This window comes from Legionella tunisiensis (genome assembly GCF_000308315.1).
GTDB classification, from domain to species: Bacteria; Pseudomonadota; Gammaproteobacteria; order Legionellales; family Legionellaceae; genus Tatlockia; species Tatlockia tunisiensis.
The window spans coordinates 13,961-31,096 of sequence record NZ_CALJ01000016.1 but is presented as its reverse complement, the minus strand read 5'-3'; the positions used below and the strand labels follow the sequence as shown (position 1 = coordinate 31,096).

The window sequence follows — 17,136 nt, the reverse complement described above, 5'->3', positions numbered from 1 at the left end:
CTTTGATACCAGGCAGTCAGTTGAGGGTTTGGCGGCCTTCAATACTGAGTTTCCTGGAGTCGACGTATTTTTAGGTGAATTACCAACCACAATCTATCCGCAATTGGCTGGGATTATTACCAGCCCGGGGGTTGCGCTTGATGAACCTTTTTTGCAGGACGCTTTTCGACGAAAGATTCCAGTTTTTGGTGATATTGAATGCTTGGCTCGTGAAATAGATGCGCCCGTTGTTGCGATCACAGGGACTAATGGTAAATCAACCGTGACGACATTAGTCGGGGAAATGGCGAAGGCAACCGGTCTTTCTGTTGCCGTTGCCGGGAATATTGGTTTGCCTGTTCTTGATTTACTTGATAATGAGCAGCACTATGATTTATGGGTTTTGGAGTTATCCAGTTTCCAATTGGATCTCACCTCTTCACTGAGTCCGGTTGCAGCGACTATTCTCAATGTTTCCCCCGATCACCTTGATAGGCATCATAGTCTTGAGGCTTATATTACAGCCAAACAGCGTGTTTACCACCAAGCCAAAACGCTTATATCGAACCGCGATGATGCACAGACAACACCAGCAGTATACGAATCTGCTCATGGGGCGATGGCGACCAGTTTTGGTTTGGATAAGCCCAAGGCTGGGCATTGGGGTATGATTGAAAAAAGGGTACTCATTACCTGAGCTATGGAAATGAATGCCTGCTGTCTACGGAAGAGTTACGTATTAAAGGCAAGCATAATTGGCAAAATGCGTTGGCTGCCTGTGCGTTGGCTGCCGCTGCTGGGATAAAGCCTGACTATATGATAAACGTTTTAAAGACGTTTACTGGCTTGCCGCATCGTTGCCAGTGGGTAAGGACACTGGATGAAATTGATTGGATTAATGATTCAAAGGGTACAAATATCGGAGCAACTATCTCGGCTATTTCTGGGATCGGGGGTTCTATGCAAGGGAAAATTGTATTAATCGCCGGTGGCCAAGGGAAAGGCGCTGATTTTACTGAGTTACGTCCCCCTGTTGCTGAACATGTACGTTCTGTTGTTTTAATCGGCGAGGATGCGGATAAAATCGAGCATGCTTTAGCTAATGTGATTCCCATATTACGTGCTACCTCCTTGGAGGATGCGGTGATTATGGCTAAATCTCAGGCTAGATCAGGCGATGTTGTCTTATTATCGCCTGCCTGTGCAAGTCTGGATATGTTTCGTGATTTTAATCATCGTGGCGAAGTGTTTGCAAATTTAGTGAGTAAGTTGTGAGTACTATGCAACCGCGTCATTATAATCAACGTGGAAAACCCACGCATAAGCCCATCGCGCTTTATGATAAATGGCTGATGGGAGCCGTACTTGGTTTGGTGATTATAGGCTTGATGATGGTTGCATCCAGTTCTGTGATGATCTCGACAAAATACTATCACCAGCCTTTCCATTTTTTGATTAGGCAGGCTTGCTATCTTGTAGCTGGGTTTATAGTGGCCATTGGCGTGATGAGAATAGACAGTAGCGTTTGGGAAAAAATGAGCATGCCTTTGCTGCTTATTTGCTTGTTGATGTTATTGGTTGTGTTAGTTCCCGGTATTGGCCGCTCAGTTAATGGCAGTAGACGCTGGTTGGCATTGGGTCCTATCGGCATTCAGGTTTCTGAGCTGGCTAAAATGACAATGATTTTTTATTTGGCTGGTTATTTGGTGCGTCAACAAATCAGTGTGAAGCAACATATTTTCGGCTTTATTAAGCCAATGATTATTCTAGGCCTGATTTCTGTCTTATTACTGATGGAACCGGATTTTTGGCGCTACAGTGGTTATTTCTGGTACAGTCATGGCGATGTTATTTTTAGCCGGCGTAAAATTGCGTTATTATGCCGCTCTATTACTCGTTGTTCTCTGTTGTCTTGCCATGCTTGCTGTTTCTTCTCCTTACCGGGTTGCACGGTTGACTGCATTTCTCAATCCTTGGGCGGATCAATTTAATAGTGGCTACCAACTAACACAATCGTTGATTGCTTTTGGGCGAGGTGGGTGGCTGGGCGTAGGGCTTGGCGACAGCGTTCAGAAATTATTCTATTTGCCCGAGGCGCACACTGATTTTCTATTTGCTGTACTGGCAGAAGAGTTAGGATTGTTCGGCGTTCTTTTAGTATTAATTTTGTATAGTATACTGGTTACCAGGGGATTGATGATTGGCTTTACGGCTCACGCACAAGAACGGTTGTTTGCTGCATTTACAGCCTATGGTTTGACGTTTTGGTTAGGATTACAAGCCACTATTAATATGGGCGTTAATTCGGGATTACTGCCTACAAAAGGATTGACGTTACCACTGTTAAGTTATGGTGGTGCTAGTATGGTGGTTAATTGTGTGGTCATCGCACTTTTATTGCGTATTGATCATGAAAATCGTTGGCAGTCACTAGGATTGCGGCCGCCAACCTCACAATAAAGGGGAGCTTTGTGGAGAACATAGGACACTTTCTATCGCCAAGGATGGGACGAGTAGAACAAATTCATTTTGTTGGCATTGGTGGTGTGGGGATGTGTGGTATTGCAGAAGTTTTACATAACCAAGGGTACCGCATTACTGGTTCAGATCTGAGTGAAAGCCGCACCGTACAGCGGTTGCAGTCTTTGGGAATTAAGGTACATATTGGCCATCGTGTTGAAAATATCGTTGGCGCTGATGTGGTTGTGCGCTCAACAGCGGTTGATACTGAAAATCCAGAAATCCTTGCGGCAAAAGCACATTCAATCCCGGTTATTCCCCGTGCGGCTATGCTTGCGGAGTTGATGCGTTTTCGTCATGGCATTGCCATTGCAGGAACACATGGAAAAACAACGACCACGAGTTTGGTTAGTAGCTTGCTGGCTGAGGGGGGATTAGATCCTAGCTTTGTTATTGGTGGTAAACTCAATAGTTGCGGTTCAAATGCCCAGTTAGGTAAATCAGCCTATTTTGTCGCTGAAGCGGATGAAAGCGACGCGTCATTCCTGTTCCTAAAACCAATGATGTCAGTGGTCACCAATATTGATGCGGATCACATGGGCACTTATGACGATAATTTTGATAAATTGCGTAATACCTTTATTGAATTTTTGCATCATCTTCCCTTCTATGGCTTGGCAGTGCTTTGCATTGAAGATGAGGAAGTATGTCGTATTTTACCGTCAGTTCAACGACCTATACGTACGTATGGTTTTCGTGAAGAGGCACATTACCGTGCAGTTAACTGGACTCAAAAAGGGTTGTTGAGTGAGTTTACAGTAGAACGCCCGGCGCCTCATCGGCCGTTACATATACAATTCCAGTTGCCAGGACGTCATAATGTATTAAATGCGTTGGCTGCTATTGCGATTGCTACCGAATTAGGGGTCGATGATGAGTCGATTATCAATGGGTTACTTAAATTCCAAGGGGTTGGCCGGCGCTTTCAAATGCTTGGTGAGAGACATTTTGAGCATGGCTCAGCCCAGATTGTTGATGATTACGGGCATCATCCACAAGAAATCAAATCAACGATTGACGCTTTTCGTCGTGTTTGGCCTGACAAACGGTTGGTCCATGTTTTTCAACCGCACCGTTACAGTCGCACACAATCACTTTTTGACCAATTTGTCGAGGCGCTCAGTTTAGCTGATGAATTATTGCTAATGGATATTTATTCTGCCGGCGAATCAGTCATTCCTGGCGTAACCAGTGAAGCGTTGCTAGCCAAAATTCGGCAGCAGCACCCTAATGTAAGATTGGTTAATGATAAGACTCTGGTACAAGCCTTGAATGAACTGATTACTGATGGTGATGTTATTTTGATGCAAGGAGCCGGTAGTATTGGTCAATTGGCACTCAGTTTAATACAAACAGCGCGAGAGGCGGTGTGAAAATTTCAACAGAAACAATGACAAATCCTGCTGCAGCGTATCAGGGGCAGTTATTAACGAATGAGCGTCTGGCTGATTATACAACCTGGCGAGTCGGTGGTGTGGCTCGTAGATTATATAAGCCCAGCAGCCTTCATGATTTGGCGATATTTCTGAAGCAATTACCTCTTGATGAGCCACTGCTCTGGTTGGGACTAGGCTCTAATTCTCTCATTCGAGACGGGGGATTTGCGGGCACAGTGATTTTAACGCAAGGCTGTTTGAAAGAAATGGCATTAATCACGGACGATCTTGTCCGTGTAGAAGCTGGTGTATCTTGTGCTAGCATGGCAAGATTTTGTGCACGCAGTAATCTTGCTGGCGGCGAATTCTGGGCGGGTATCCCGGGGACTATGGGAGGCGCTTTGCGCATGAATGCTGGTTGCTTCGGTGGTGAAACCTGGCAACTCGTGGTTGAAGTTGAAACAATAACCCGTGATGGTGAGATACATAAACGAAAACCAGACGAATTTGAAATTGCTTATCGCCATGTTTCCGGCTTGCAGAAAGAGGAATGGTTTGTTGCGGCTACCTGTCGACTAGTTGCTGGCGAGAAAGAAAAATCCTTGCAACTGATTAAAGAATTATTGGCACATCGTGCGAATACGCAACCGACCAGTGAATACAATTGTGGTTCGGTTTTTAGAAACCCGCCAGGTAATTTCGCTGCTCGTCTTATCGAATCTTGTGGTCTTAAGGGAAGGCAATTGGGTGGGGCTGTTGTCTCTTTAAAACATGCCAATTTTATAATTAACCAGCATGGCAGTGCCTCGGCACGGGATATCGAGTCGTTAATTGAATTAGTACATGACACGGTGCATAAGCAAACCAATATTGACTTAATTCGCGAAGTGCACATTATTGGAGACTTTTAATGTCTAATAAACGTATCAATTTAGTATTGCTCTATGGCGGCAAGTCTGGAGAACATGAAATTTCATTAATTTCTGCAGCGTCTGTGTTAGCGCAATTGGACGCGAGTAAATACAATATTATTCCTATAGGCATGGATAAAGAAGGGCGTTGTTATCAGAACGATTACCAAGAATTGCTTGCCTTTAAAGACAGTTTACCTGTTAGTACTTCTTGCTCACGCCCTTTAGCGAGCTTGCTGATTGATGGCCATTTTGTTGTTGATGCGGATGTTGTATTCCCTATCGTTCACGGCCCTCTTTATGAAGATGGCTGCTTGCAAGGTTTGCTGGAATTAGCCGGTGTTGCCTATGTGGGGTGTGATGCGTTGTCTTCCGCGATTGGCATGGACAAAGATATGGCTAGACGTCTTGCTTGTAACGATGAAATTCGTTCTGCCCGTTACCGTGTTTTATCCTGGCACAGCACCGCGTTAGAGAGACAGCAGTTTTGCCAGCAAACAGTGGCTGAATTAGGTTGGCCTTTGTTCGTTAAGCCATGTTCTTTAGGGTCGAGTGTAGGGATTCATAAAGTAAAAACCCACACGGAATTAGTTGCTGCGATTGAAGATGCTTTACGTTACGATGAAACTATCTTAGTGGAAGAGTTTCTACCGGGGCGTGAAATTGAATTGTCTGTTCTTGAGAACGCTTCGCCTTCGGCGGTGCCAAGAGTCAGTATAGCAGGTGAAATTCGTGTTCATCACGTGGATGGTTTTTATTCTTACAGTGCAAAATATTTGGAATCTAACCAAACAGAATTACATGTTCCTGCCAAACTTGATCCGAAAATACTCAAACGCCTACAAACGATTTCCTGTGAAATTTTCACTCGCCTTAAGTGCAAGGGTATGGCTCGCGTTGATTTTTTTGTAAATGACCAAACTGGCGAAATTTTATTTAATGAAAATCAATACGTTGCCAGGATTTACTTCCATCAGTATGTATCCGAAATTATGGCAAGCAAGCGGTTTAGCTTATCCACAGTTGTTAGATGAATTGGTAAATTTGGCAATGACCCATCATCGTTGTCGCCAGCAGTTAGTGACCAGCTATCAATGATTGTTGGCAGGGCTAGCTTAAGGAATTTAAAAACTAATAAAAGGATGGGCCCTTAAGGTGAGACAAAGCGGATGAGCGGTAGTACAGGGCGATTACGCTATGCAAGTTTTTTAATCACACTTATTGTGTGCGCCATTTTTTTGGCTGCACATTTAATTTATTTATTTGTAGCAGATGCACAGCGGTTTCCTATCAATACGGTAAAAATAGTAGCAAGTTATCAGCACATTACGCGTAAACAACTTGAAACAGTTTTGGTTAATTACCTTAATAATAGTTTTTTTCTTTACCGGTAAGACGATTATACGCTGATTTGACAGCTCTGGATTGGGCAAATCAAGTACGAGTTGAACGACTGTGGCCTGATACCCTGAAAATCACGCTCGTTGAAAAAATACCCGTAGCAACTTGGAACAATGCGTTACTCACGGAAGATGGCGAGTTATTTAACAAAGGTGGTGCTACATTAACTGATTCTACGCTGCCACATCTCAGTGGTCCACCGAATCAACAGAAAGAAGTCTTACAAGTTTACGAAAAAATGAGTAAGATATTATCAACCTATGGATTGCATGCGGCTTCATTAGGACGACGTGATAATCAAGCTTGGGAACTTACTCTAGCCAATGGAGTGCGGTTGCGTTTGGGAAAACAGGATTTGGAAACGCGTGTTATCCGATTCTGTAAAGCCTATCCCGCTGTTTTTGCAGAGAAATCAGGGCAATTAGCAAGTGTTGATTTACGTTATCCGCGAGGTATGGCGGTGCAATGGAAAAAAGAAACGGGAAGATAATGGCTAAAAAATTAGAAAAAATATCATCACCGGATTAGACATTGGCACCTCTAAAGTGGTGGCACTGATTGGCGAAGTGACGGCAGATGGTGCGATAGAAATCATTGGTATAGGACGTCACCCTTCCCGCGGTCTAAAACGGGGTGTGGTGGTTGATATCGAGGCGACCGTAAATTCAATCCAGCGTGCAGTTCAGGAAGCAGAGTTGATGGCAGGCTGTGAGGTACGCACAGCTTATGCTGGCATTGCGGGCAGTCACATTCGTAGCATGAATTCACACGGTATTGTTGCAATTCGCAATAAAGAAGTTTCGCTGGCTGATGTTGGCGGTGTAATTGATGCGGCTAAGGCAGTTGCAATTCCAGCTGATCAAAAAATTCTTCATGTTTTACCCCAAGAATTTATTATCGATAATCAAGGCAGTATCCGTGAGCCAGCAGGTATGGCTGGTGTACGTTTAGAAGCGCGTGTCCATATTGTTACGGGCGCTGTCAGTGCTGCTCAGAATATTGCTAAATGTGTGCGGCGCTGTGGTTTGGAAGTGAGCGATATCATTCTTGAGCAGCTGGCTGCCAGTCACGCTGTTTTAACTGAAGATGAAAAAGAGCTTGGCGTTTGTTTGATTGATATTGGCGGTGGAACGACGGATATTGCTGTATTTTATGATGGCGCTATTCAATTCACAGCAGTTATCCCCATTGCCGGTGATCAAGTAACCAATGATATTGCTATGGCTTTACGTACACCGACTAAAAGTGCGGAGGCTATTAAGATAAAGCATGCTTGCGCAATGCCTGAATTGGCTAATGCCAATGAAATGATAGAAGTATTAGGTGTAAGTGAAAGGCCAGGACGTAAAATTTCAGCCAAGGTTCTTGCTGATGTGGTTTCAGCACGTTATGAAGAATTATTTACGTTGGTCCGTAATGAACTTCGACGCAGCGGTTTCGAGCAACGCATCGCAGCAGGTATGGTGATGACGGGAGGCGGTTCCAGCGTACAGGGCGCTATTGAATTGGCCGAGCTGTGTTTTGAAATGCCAGTGCGCCATGGCTGTGCGCATCAGGTTTCTGGTTTAGTTGAGGCTACAGCAAATCCATCCTTGGCGACAGGGGTAGGTTTATTGCTACATGGCTTTCAACAACAATACGAAGGTGGTTATAATGTACCTGTCTTAAGTGATAATGACAAAGGAATGTGGGCGCGAATGAAGGCATGGTTCAATGGTAATTTTTAAGTAGTTTCTGCCTCTAATCTAGCTAACTAGTAAGGATTAGGGGCAAAACCTCAATTAATCGGCAGAATTTAGAGGGGAGAGGTCTAACATGTTTGAATTAACGGAAAGTCAGCAAGACAGTGCCGTAATTAAAGTCGTTGGTGTCGGCGGCGGTGGTGGTAACGCGGTCGAGCACATGGTGACCGAAAACATCGATGGCGTTGAATTTATATGCGCCAACACGGATGCTCAAGCACTCAAAAATTCAAATGCAAAAATCCATATCCAACTGGGTGACGAGTTAACGAAGGGTTTAGGCGCTGGGGCGAATCCAAGAATTGGTCGTGAAGCAGCAGAAGAAGACAGAGATAGAATCAAAGAAGTTCTGGCTGGCGCTGATATGGTTTTTATTACTGCCGGTATGGGTGGTGGCACTGGTACAGGAGCGGCACCGGTATTTGCTGAGGTGGCTAAAGAATTAGGTATCCTCACTGTTGCTGTGGTGACCAAGCCCTTTTCATTTGAAGGTAAACAGCGCGCCTTGGCTGCTGAAGAGGGAATTCGTCGCTTGGCTGAACACGTAGATTCCTTAATCACTATTCCCAACAATAAGCTGCTGAGCGTTTTAGGTAAAAATATCAGCTTGCTTAATGCCTTTAAAGCTGCGAATAATGTTTTATTAGGTGCCGTAAAAGGAATTTCTGATTTGATTACACGTCCTGGCCTCATTAACGTTGACTTTGCCGATGTGCGCACAGTGATGTCAGAAATGGGTATGGCGATGATGGGTACAGGTAGTGCCAGCGGTGAGCAACGAGCTCGCCAAGCCGCTGAAGCAGCAATTGCCTCTCCCTTACTGGAAGATGTTAATTTTTCTGGTGCCCGGGGTATTTTGGTCAATATTACCGCTGGTTTGGATATGTCGATTGGTGAATTTGAAGAAGTCGGTGATGTTGTTAAAGAGTTTATTTCTGATGATGCAACGGTTGTGGTAGGTACGGTAATTGATCCTGAAATGACAGATGAGATGCGTGTTACTGTTATTGTTACTGGCCTTGGCGGTGATTCAAGAACTCGTCATTCGCAACAACAAGCCACAGTAAAATCTCGCCTTGCTGAATCAGTTCGAAGCGATGGCTCCCTGGATTATCAACAGTTTGACAGACCTGCTGTCATGCGTAAGCAAGCTGCGATCACAACGAAACCTACCGTCAATGAAGCGTCAGTACCTGATGTGGATTACCTGGATATTCCTGCCTTTTTGCGTCGGCAAGAAGAGCAAGTTGAATAGTATAGAAACGGCCTAAGGGCCGTTTTTTATGGAAGGCATAAAAAATTAGACTAATCAATTAATTGTTGATATGATTTGGCAATTTATTGTGCGCAAAATATGGGATAGAAAAGGTGATCACTGAATGATGCAACAAAGAACTATTAAGAAAGTCATTCAAGCAACGGGCGTTGGTTTGCATTCAGGAGAAAAAATTCTTCTTACAGCGCGTCCGGCTCCCATTAATACAGGCATTGTTTTTAGACGTACTGATTTAGAATCCGTAGTAGAAATTCCTGCTTTATATAATTACGTTGGCGATACGATGTTGTGTACTTCCTTGCAGCATCAAGGTGCAAAGGTTGCTACGGTAGAGCATTTACTTTCAGCGTTTGCCGGTTTGGGAATTGATAATGCTTATGTCGATGTGAATGCACCTGAGATTCCTATTATGGATGGTAGTTCAGCGCCTTTTGTATTCCTGATTCAATCAGCCGGCATACGAGAGCAGAGTGCTGCGAAGCGTTTTATTCGCATACTAAAACCTATCCGTATTGAGGATCATGGGAAGTATGTGCAGTTCTTGCCTTATGATGGTTATAAGGTTTCGTTTACAATCGATTTTGATCACCCTGTATTTAATGATAAACCCCAAACGGTTACCTTTGATCTGTCGGGCACGTCTTACGTAAGAGAGATTTGCCGGGCAAGAACGTTTGGCTTTCTGTCTGATTACGAGAAGTTGCGTGAATGTGATTTGGCCAAAGGAGGCAGTCTGGATAATGCGATTGTCGTTGATGATTATCGCGTGTTGAATGAAGACGGGTTACGTTTTTCTGGCGAGTTTGTCACTCATAAAGTCCTTGATGCTATTGGTGATTTATATCTCCTTGGTTGTGGTTTGATTGGTGCATTCGAAGGTTATAAATCCGGTCATGGTTTAAACAATCGTCTCTTGCGTGAGTTGATGGTACGCCAAGATGCCTGGGAATATACTTATTTCGATGCAGAAAACTACCGACCTGCCGTTGAAGCGGATTTTCTACCTGCAGAAGCTTAAGCAAGCGTTACTACTCTATATCTCTCCGGGATCAAGCATCGCAGTACCTGGATGAAAGCCGAAGGCTGTAATCCGGGATTTTAAACTGTTTATATAATGCTCCGTCGCTTATTTTGAATCCCGGGTTTTGGCTGCGCCTGCACCCAGGCCAAAGCGATCCAATCTAAGTACACATATAGTCAAGCACCTAAAAAATTTTCGATTACATGGCGCAACAAAACAGAATCAATTGGTTTTGTATAAACTTCATTAGCTCCTAATTGTAAACAAATTTGTTTAATGTCGTTGCTCATATGAGCTGAAATAATGATGATAGGAGTAGCTTTATTTAGCGCGTTGTTACGAGTGGAGGATAGTACTTCAATTCCTGATGTATCCGGTAAACCTAAGTCCAAAATGATGCAGTGGTATACTTTTTTTGACAGGCATTCCAAAGCCTCTGCAGCAGTCTCTGCTAATTCAATGTGGTAATAGTTACCAAGTATTGCAAGATAAATTTGTTGGCAGATGTGATTATCTTCAATAATGAGTAACTGCGCTTTAGTCGTTCCCTTCTCTTCATAAACCATTTCTCAATTCTCATAGTGTAAGTTGGAGAAATGAGATTATTTCTGAAGAAGAATTGAAAAAATAGTTCGTAAAAAGGAAGTCTATTGCTGAAAAAACATCACGTTGTGAAATGCAGAGAAGGTTGATGGTACCGAATTTGGGCTGATAGAAAAATTTCTGTAGTGTTTTGCCAAGGGCTAAAAATTTCATTTGCAAGACACTACAGAATAAAATAGTATAAATCTGCGTTTGAAGTGTTAAATGCAATAAAGGCGCTGATAGGAGGGACGCCAATCCCCCGCTATCAGCTAACCAAGTTTATCTATCAGGAGATAAAAATGGCTAAAAGCATCTTAGTCTATTTCAGTTTTAGTTTTCAATGGCTTGTCCGTAAGAAGCCGCCAAAATGTCCCATTATTTTTACAGTCTGACCATTAAGAGCGTAGCTTTTAGCGTACTTTAAGTAGGTTTTTACTTAAAAAATCTTAATGAATTCAACAGCTAGAGATACAGGGATTAATGGTTTCAATTAATCCCTGTGCTATCGCTTACCTTTAAAAATAAAGGAACAGTAATAATGAAAATCAAACGAGACAGTTTTATCAGGAAAAATGATTTAATCGATAGCCCCTTTTTTAAACTGTTTGCTAAGAATTACCTGGACTATTTAGGGAATAGCAATCCCACTCCTAAGCAACTCACCGAAATGCAAGCTTTACTTTCCAATACGTGGATAAGACAACCAATTGGTTTCGATGTTCGCTTAAGTGAACAAGAGAAGCAGTGTATTTATTTATCCGCGCAAGGCAAAACCCTTAAAGAAATTGCTGCTCTTTTAAAAGTATCCACACGAAGAGTTAATTACTGTCGGCAATCCATCTTTCAGAAATTAGGGTGTAAGAATATAACAAGCGCTATTATTGTTGGCCTGCGTTTCGGGGTAATCAAAGCTGAGCATTTATTGGAAGAAAAGTAGATTGGTTTGGTAAGTTGCAAATTCCACTTCCTGTGTCAGCACATCCTTGTGCTGGCTCCCTTTTCACGGACTTCATGTCCTGAGATTTGCAACTTCCAATAATGCCAGTATGACTTAATTGCTCATGCTCGTCATTAAGATATACCAAGTAAATGCTGTAAGAAATGTCTTACAAATCAGCATAATGGTCTTTTGTTAGTATCTACGGGGTTTTGCTATACTTAAACAAGTAAAGTTCATGGAAGAAAAAATGAATAAACCTATTTTGGTCATATGCTTAGCCTATTCCGCAATAAGTTATTCATTTATATATACGGTTCAATGTAATGAGCCATACGGGTTGAGATTGGACTATTATTTAGCAAATACTTTGGGAGTTGAAAACTATAAATTTTTGCCTGCCTCCGATAAAGTTTCAGGATCTACTCCTATAATTTTTTTGCTCAGGATAAAGCGTTAATAATTTTACAAGATTCCCAAAAAATAGGCGGTGACTCTTATACTGGCATTTTCCACTATATTACTAAGGACGAAGATAAAATAAGTATGGTGGGAATTTTAAAAGGGGCTCCATATTTAGTATCCTATTATCCCAAGATGGATATACTCTATTACTCCACTCATCGTACATTGTTTTTTAGCGGCTATAATGGGAGTGCGGCAATTTTTCATGTACATGTGGAAAACCCATCTCTAAGAGGGAATTCGAGCAAGAGTTTTTAAAAAATATCCGGATGGGACTCATACATTGGATAAATTAAATAACTTTTGACATCCGCAAGTGTTAAGCGATAATTAAATTAATTTTGATAAATTAACTATATTAACTTTATTGCTCATATTTTTATTGCCCCTCAGAATTCTAATGTGGAACTATAAATTCAGGGCTTGAATTTTATATTCATAGAATTCATTTATGCGCTGATCCTATTTAGTTCTCAATTCATGATTTTTGAAACCCTTGATTTAGAGTCCTAGAAACAGACAGAGCCTTTTCCGATTCGCCATTCTCTACCTTGCTGGTCGTAGCCTGTTTGTTCCGTATAGGTAACAAAGGGGGAGTCCATTTGTATCACACTAGCCTCATCTCTATCCCAAAAAATTACGACATAGGTATCGAAGCTTTGGTAATTAAAACTTGATGTGGCTTGATTCAGTTCGCTCCCTTTAGTGATCGTTGCTTCGACTTTATAAACATCTGACCATCCACTTGAGGTTCGGTACTTCGCACAAATTTCAATTCTTTCCGCGGCTGATAGTACTGAGACAGGGATAAAAATCATTACTGTAGCTATGATACAGAGCATTATTATTCTTATGGCGTGTCTCTGATTTATCCCATGCGTATCCATGACTTAAAGTACCTCAATACCGGGGCATGTTGAGATTAGTCCTAGCGTCTGCGTGCTGCAATTTGTTCGCGGCACTCAATCAATCTTTCTAATAGGATTATAGTTCAATTGAATTTTTCACTAGTTGTTTTTGGTGGACATGGATCATTTCCATAATTATTTCCAGCAAGGTAGACCGTTTGCTTGCAAACGGGATTAATCCTCAAATGAAGAAGAACGGCACATCAGGAACCTTAGCCTGGATGAAAGCCGAAGGCTGTAATCCGGAATTTAAACTCTTCCTGTATGCTCCGCTGCTTATTTTGAACCCCGGGTTTCGGCTGCGCCTGTACCTCGGCTACAAAGTGCTTCGATACCTATCGCGTTTATATACCGGGATTACTCCTTGCTTTCAGCTAACTCATGCAGCGCGCTTTTTGTAGTGGCGGATAAGTTCAGTATCTACGCTAGCTGACCCCATAGATTCTGGTAATGTTATATGTAGTTGCTTAGATGAGTATTTTATGAATACTCTTATCCACACAGCCTGAGAGAATTTAAGAACGCAACATGGAATGTTCAATTTATAACGTGATAAAAGACCTGGCTACTATAATTCTTACGATCTATGGATTATATATTGCAACAATGGGTTTACGCACTTGGAAAAAGCAACTTAAGGGTACTGATCAATATCAGATAGCTAAAAGCTTAATATTTCTTGTGAATGAAATTGATAAAAACATCAAAGAGATAAGGCTGAGATTTCAATTAAGGGAGGAAACTGACCAACCTCTTAAAACGGTTGAATATACTGATGAATTGAGAACACTTGAAAAAACTTTGAGTATTGCAAAAGCAGAGCTAGAAAAAGAACTGTTTCTACTCGGGCTCTCTATTAAGAATATTTCTCAAAAATTTAATGGATTGTCTGCTCGAATTGATAAAATTATTACCTCAGCAAATACTTTTTTTCCTATTTCGACCGCGTTGGTGAAGTTTCCCATGATCAATTTAACAACGCATATGAATTCTTGCTAGATTCAACAGATGACTCTAACATAATTGAGGAAGCACGAAAAATTTTAGTCAATATAATTACATAGTGTTTTGAATTAATGAGAGTCGATATACCATTCGCTTTGTGTAATTAGGTAGCTAGCGTAGATACTATTCTTAATCGCGATTCAGGAGAAAATAATGGACTATATATCGGCAGCAACATCATATCTATTGTTAATTGGGCTTAAAGAGCCGGTGAAGCAACTTGGACTGCTGCTAGGTGAACAGATTCAATCATGGCGCTTTTCTAATTTAGTTAAAATCGTAGCGTAAACAGCCCAAAAATGTGAACAGCATAAAGTTGAGCTAAAGGAGCTTCCAAGAAGTTTAACGTTACCATTTATTGAAGCGGCGCAAAATCAAGATGATAACGACTTGCAAGAAATCTGGGCATCGCTCTTCGCCAATATAATTATAGGTGAATTTGTGCACCCTTCTTATATAAACGTTTTAAAGGATCTAACTGGCATAGAGGCAAGGATTTTATTTACATTCTATAAGCTACATACAAAAGAAGGCACAAAAAATATCCCCAAAGATCAGTATATATCAATGGTGGAAAATGAAATTTTAGGTTTAACCGATGGTATCTTAAATTTAGATAGTACTATTATAACTGGCAATCTACAGAGATTAAATTTAATCCAATTTGTCAAAAATGATAACCAATCACAAGCTAGTATTACCTCCTATGCAATTAATTTTATTCGAGCTTGTACAACAAATATTCCGCCTGCTTAATCGAACTTGATGAGTAAAATTTCCCTATGAAGGATGCAATACCAGACTCAAGCATTTTCTTTCTTACATCTATGTCACGATTGAAGAGAAAGAGAAATTAATACATTGCAAAATTGGGGTAATTTTCCCCTTCGGGAGATCGTCGTATTTGAGTACGACATCGTCCGACACAATACGCCATTTGCAGGAAAAACCAACGGAAAATTTATAATAAAATCACGAAGCCTGGATGAAAGCCGAAGGCTGTAATCCGGGATTTAACCCGCGCACGTATGCTCTGCTGTTTATTTTGAATCCCCGGGTTTCAGCTGCGCCTGCACCCAGGCTACAAAGCGCTTCGATACGCGTTTATATACCGGGATTACTCCTTGCTTTCAGCTAATTTATAAAGCGCGTTTTGTAATGGTGGATAAGTGCAGTGCTCTCCTGCTTCCTTAATGAAATGGCGGGCGGTAGTTGACAGTACTTTGTTGTGATTTTTTTGTTGGACTTGTTTGCTGACTGCTATCAGCAATGTGAATCTTGATTGAGGTCAATTGATATATTCCGGCTTCCTGTCTTAATTTATCGCGTAATACGGGCAGGCTATAACGCAATTCCGTTGCCCAGGCCGCATTGGTGACGGTGAGCATCAGGCAACCTTTGTTAAAACTCCCCACCTGGCAATGCTCTGACAACGGGGGAGTTAGGTAGAGTTTGAGTTTACTATTTAATTCGTCTAGCTGGATTGCGCGCTGGCAGATGGCTAGTAACTGCGGATTTAGGCAGCGATTAATAGGGCGCATTGATCAAAACCTGAATTAACAAAGAGACAGCATAGCAAATTTGTCGCATCTGCCATATGATATAGAAAATAATAGTTGAACGGACCGTATAACGTGACTGATTTGGCAGGACCAACGATGGCAGACAACAACGATGTGGTGTATTTTGCAAGACTTCATTGGCTTCTGTTTTTCTGGCCGGTAGTTCTCGCCTGTTTAGCCATCTATCTTGGTTTAAGCTTCCCCACCTTAAAAGAGTTATCGCTTTTTATTATCGTATTTGCTCTGGCTTGGGGAGGAGTAACCTGGGTCAATTACCATTTCTCTTCCCTGACCATCAAGAAAAAGCAAGTTATTCTGCGCACAGGTCTGCTGGTCAGGCAGACGATTGATATTCCTTTAACTAAAATTGAGAGCATTGATATACGTCAATCCGTATTAGGCAGCATTTTCGGGTATGGTTGTTTAGTGATCACCGGTACGGGTGGCACACGTCATATGATTAGCTATCTCCATAAGCCATTAACTTGCAGGCGTTATATTGAACAATTGATGCATGGATAACGCGCATTGGTCTAGTATTTATTTTACACAACCGATCATTTCAATCACCCCATTGACAGGCGGCTTGCAGCATCAAGTTGATTTAATTGAGCTGGCTGATCAAAGCAAATGGATCGGCAAGGCATTTTCTTTGCCAACCTGGCTTGGTGCAATAACACGACAACGTTTAGAATTTACTCAGGCACTGGCAACCATTGCAGCCAATGAACTCGATTTGACGTTTTCTGCTCGGCACACCGAGGCAACTCATGTTCTGCTGACTGTCGATGGCCATTTTGCTTTGATTCTCCCCTACTGTGAAGGCAACGTTCTTGAGACAGTAGATTGTAAACAGGCTTACATCCTTGGCAATAAACTGGCACAGCTCCATTCACTCCAGGTTCCCATCCAGGGTGCGGAAAGTTTTCCTGCTATCAGGCCTCTTTCCGAATTCGCTGCGGAGGGGCACTATGCGCCCTGGTTAAGAAAGCTGATTGATCACTGCAATCGTTATCGCGATTATGAAGCGAAACACTGGGTAGTTAGCCATCGCGATATTCACATGACTAATATTATTTGGCGTGATAGTGAAACACCGCATGTGATTGATTGGGAAAGTGCGGGTTACATCCATCCCGCTATTGAGTTGGTAGGGCTTGCTGTAAACTGTGCTGGAATGGCCCACGCTACCTTCGCAACAGAGCAGTTTCAGGCGACGTTGCTCGGTTATGCAGAATGTGCTGGTAACTTGCCTAAAATGGGTGCTATTTTATGGGCGCAGACTTTGCACAGTTGGTTGCTTTGGTTGACCTATTGTCTGGAGAGAGGCTGGCAGAAAGAGGCCTGGCAAACCCTAAAGGGTATAGAATTCATTCATGATGCCATGGAAGAAATGCAGCAGCTTTACGCCACGATTTACCTAACATTCAACAACTAATTGCGTGCGA

At 42.2% G+C, this 17,136-nt stretch carries 14 protein-coding genes and 4 pseudogenes; 15 read left to right on the top strand and 3 right to left on the bottom strand.

The window, feature by feature from the left end; translation table 11 throughout:
- The 10 genes and pseudogenes from murD to lpxC all read left to right on the top strand — a co-directional run.
- A pseudogene (gene murD, locus BN58_RS36730) lies at positions 1 to 1,254 on the top strand (UDP-N-acetylmuramoyl-L-alanine--D-glutamate ligase); the annotation flags it as partial.
- A 5-nt stretch (positions 1,255 to 1,259) separates the two neighbouring features.
- Positions 1,260 to 2,439: pseudogene (gene ftsW, locus BN58_RS21020) on the top strand (putative lipid II flippase FtsW).
- Positions 2,440 to 2,483: 44 nt separating this feature from the next.
- Positions 2,484 to 3,872, top strand: a complete 1,389-nt coding sequence (gene murC / locus BN58_RS01175) for a UDP-N-acetylmuramate--L-alanine ligase (RefSeq protein WP_019215267.1) — start codon at positions 2,484 to 2,486, stop codon at positions 3,870 to 3,872.
- Positions 3,873 to 3,889: 17 nt separating this feature from the next.
- Positions 3,890 to 4,786 carry a UDP-N-acetylmuramate dehydrogenase gene (gene murB / locus BN58_RS01170; RefSeq protein WP_026069173.1) on the top strand — a complete coding sequence of 299 codons (897 nt, stop codon included), beginning with the start codon at positions 3,890 to 3,892 and terminating at the stop codon, positions 4,784 to 4,786.
- Positions 4,786 to 5,884: pseudogene (locus BN58_RS21015) on the top strand (D-alanine--D-alanine ligase family protein). The gene murB and the pseudogene BN58_RS21015 overlap by 1 nt, the downstream one beginning before the upstream one ends.
- 71 nt (positions 5,885 to 5,955) lie before the next feature.
- Positions 5,956 to 6,180 carry a hypothetical protein gene (locus BN58_RS36725; protein ID WP_332247907.1) on the top strand — a complete coding sequence of 75 codons (225 nt, stop codon included), beginning with the start codon at positions 5,956 to 5,958 and terminating at the stop codon, positions 6,178 to 6,180.
- A gap of 17 nt (positions 6,181 to 6,197) precedes the next feature.
- Positions 6,198 to 6,677: a cell division protein FtsQ/DivIB gene (locus BN58_RS21010; RefSeq protein WP_332247906.1), complete on the top strand. Its 480-nt coding sequence runs from the start codon at positions 6,198 to 6,200 to the stop codon at positions 6,675 to 6,677.
- Positions 6,678 to 6,732: 55 nt separating this feature from the next.
- The gene (gene ftsA / locus BN58_RS01155) at positions 6,733 to 7,914 is read left to right on the top strand and encodes a cell division protein FtsA (protein WP_019215265.1); all 1,182 of its coding nucleotides are present in this window, start codon (positions 6,733 to 6,735) and stop codon (positions 7,912 to 7,914) included.
- 88 nt (positions 7,915 to 8,002) lie between these two features.
- The gene (gene ftsZ, locus BN58_RS01150; protein ID WP_019215264.1) at positions 8,003 to 9,184 is read left to right on the top strand and encodes a cell division protein FtsZ; all 1,182 of its coding nucleotides are present in this window, start codon (positions 8,003 to 8,005) and stop codon (positions 9,182 to 9,184) included.
- 124 nt (positions 9,185 to 9,308) lie between these two features.
- On the top strand, positions 9,309 to 10,223 hold the full coding sequence (lpxC, locus tag BN58_RS01145; RefSeq protein ID WP_019215263.1) for a UDP-3-O-acyl-N-acetylglucosamine deacetylase: 915 nt from the start codon (positions 9,309 to 9,311) through the stop codon (positions 10,221 to 10,223).
- Between the two features lie 179 nt (positions 10,224 to 10,402).
- Here the strand turns inward: lpxC and BN58_RS01140 are convergent, their stop codons facing one another.
- The gene (locus BN58_RS01140; RefSeq protein WP_019215262.1) at positions 10,403 to 10,792 is read right to left on the bottom strand and encodes a response regulator; all 390 of its coding nucleotides are present in this window, start codon (positions 10,790 to 10,792) and stop codon (positions 10,403 to 10,405) included.
- 557 nt (positions 10,793 to 11,349) lie between these two features.
- Here BN58_RS01140 and BN58_RS01135 point away from each other — a divergent pair.
- Positions 11,350 to 11,748, top strand: coding sequence for a helix-turn-helix transcriptional regulator (locus tag BN58_RS01135; RefSeq protein WP_019215261.1), 399 nt, complete (start codon positions 11,350 to 11,352; stop codon positions 11,746 to 11,748).
- 974 nt (positions 11,749 to 12,722) lie between these two features.
- Here the strand turns inward: BN58_RS01135 and BN58_RS01130 are convergent.
- On the bottom strand, positions 12,723 to 13,055 hold the full coding sequence (locus BN58_RS01130; protein ID WP_156812294.1) for a hypothetical protein: 333 nt from the start codon (positions 13,053 to 13,055) through the stop codon (positions 12,723 to 12,725).
- A gap of 672 nt (positions 13,056 to 13,727) precedes the next feature.
- Between BN58_RS01130 and BN58_RS01125 the strand changes: the two genes are divergently transcribed.
- Together BN58_RS01125 and BN58_RS01115 are read left to right on the top strand one after the other, a co-directional pair.
- Positions 13,728 to 14,120, top strand: coding sequence for a hypothetical protein (locus tag BN58_RS01125; RefSeq protein WP_156812293.1), 393 nt, complete (start codon positions 13,728 to 13,730; stop codon positions 14,118 to 14,120).
- A 336-nt stretch (positions 14,121 to 14,456) separates the two neighbouring features.
- Positions 14,457 to 14,882, top strand: a pseudogene (locus BN58_RS01115) (Abi-alpha family protein); the annotation flags it as partial.
- A gap of 434 nt (positions 14,883 to 15,316) precedes the next feature.
- Here BN58_RS01115 and BN58_RS21005 read toward each other — a convergent pair.
- Complete coding sequence (locus BN58_RS21005) at positions 15,317 to 15,667, bottom strand: DUF721 domain-containing protein (RefSeq protein ID WP_019215256.1); 351 nt, start codon at positions 15,665 to 15,667, stop codon at positions 15,317 to 15,319.
- Positions 15,668 to 15,784: 117 nt separating this feature from the next.
- Between BN58_RS21005 and BN58_RS01105 the strand changes: the two genes are divergently transcribed.
- Together BN58_RS01105 and BN58_RS01100 are read left to right on the top strand one after the other, a co-directional pair.
- Positions 15,785 to 16,210 (top strand): PH domain-containing protein, encoded by a 426-nt coding sequence (locus BN58_RS01105; protein ID WP_019215255.1) that lies wholly within the window; start codon positions 15,785 to 15,787, stop codon positions 16,208 to 16,210.
- On the top strand, positions 16,203 to 17,126 hold the full coding sequence (locus tag BN58_RS01100) for a phosphotransferase enzyme family protein (protein ID WP_019215254.1): 924 nt from the start codon (positions 16,203 to 16,205) through the stop codon (positions 17,124 to 17,126). Before BN58_RS01105 ends, BN58_RS01100 begins: the two co-directional genes overlap by 8 nt.
- Positions 17,127 to 17,136: the final 10 nt, after the last annotated feature.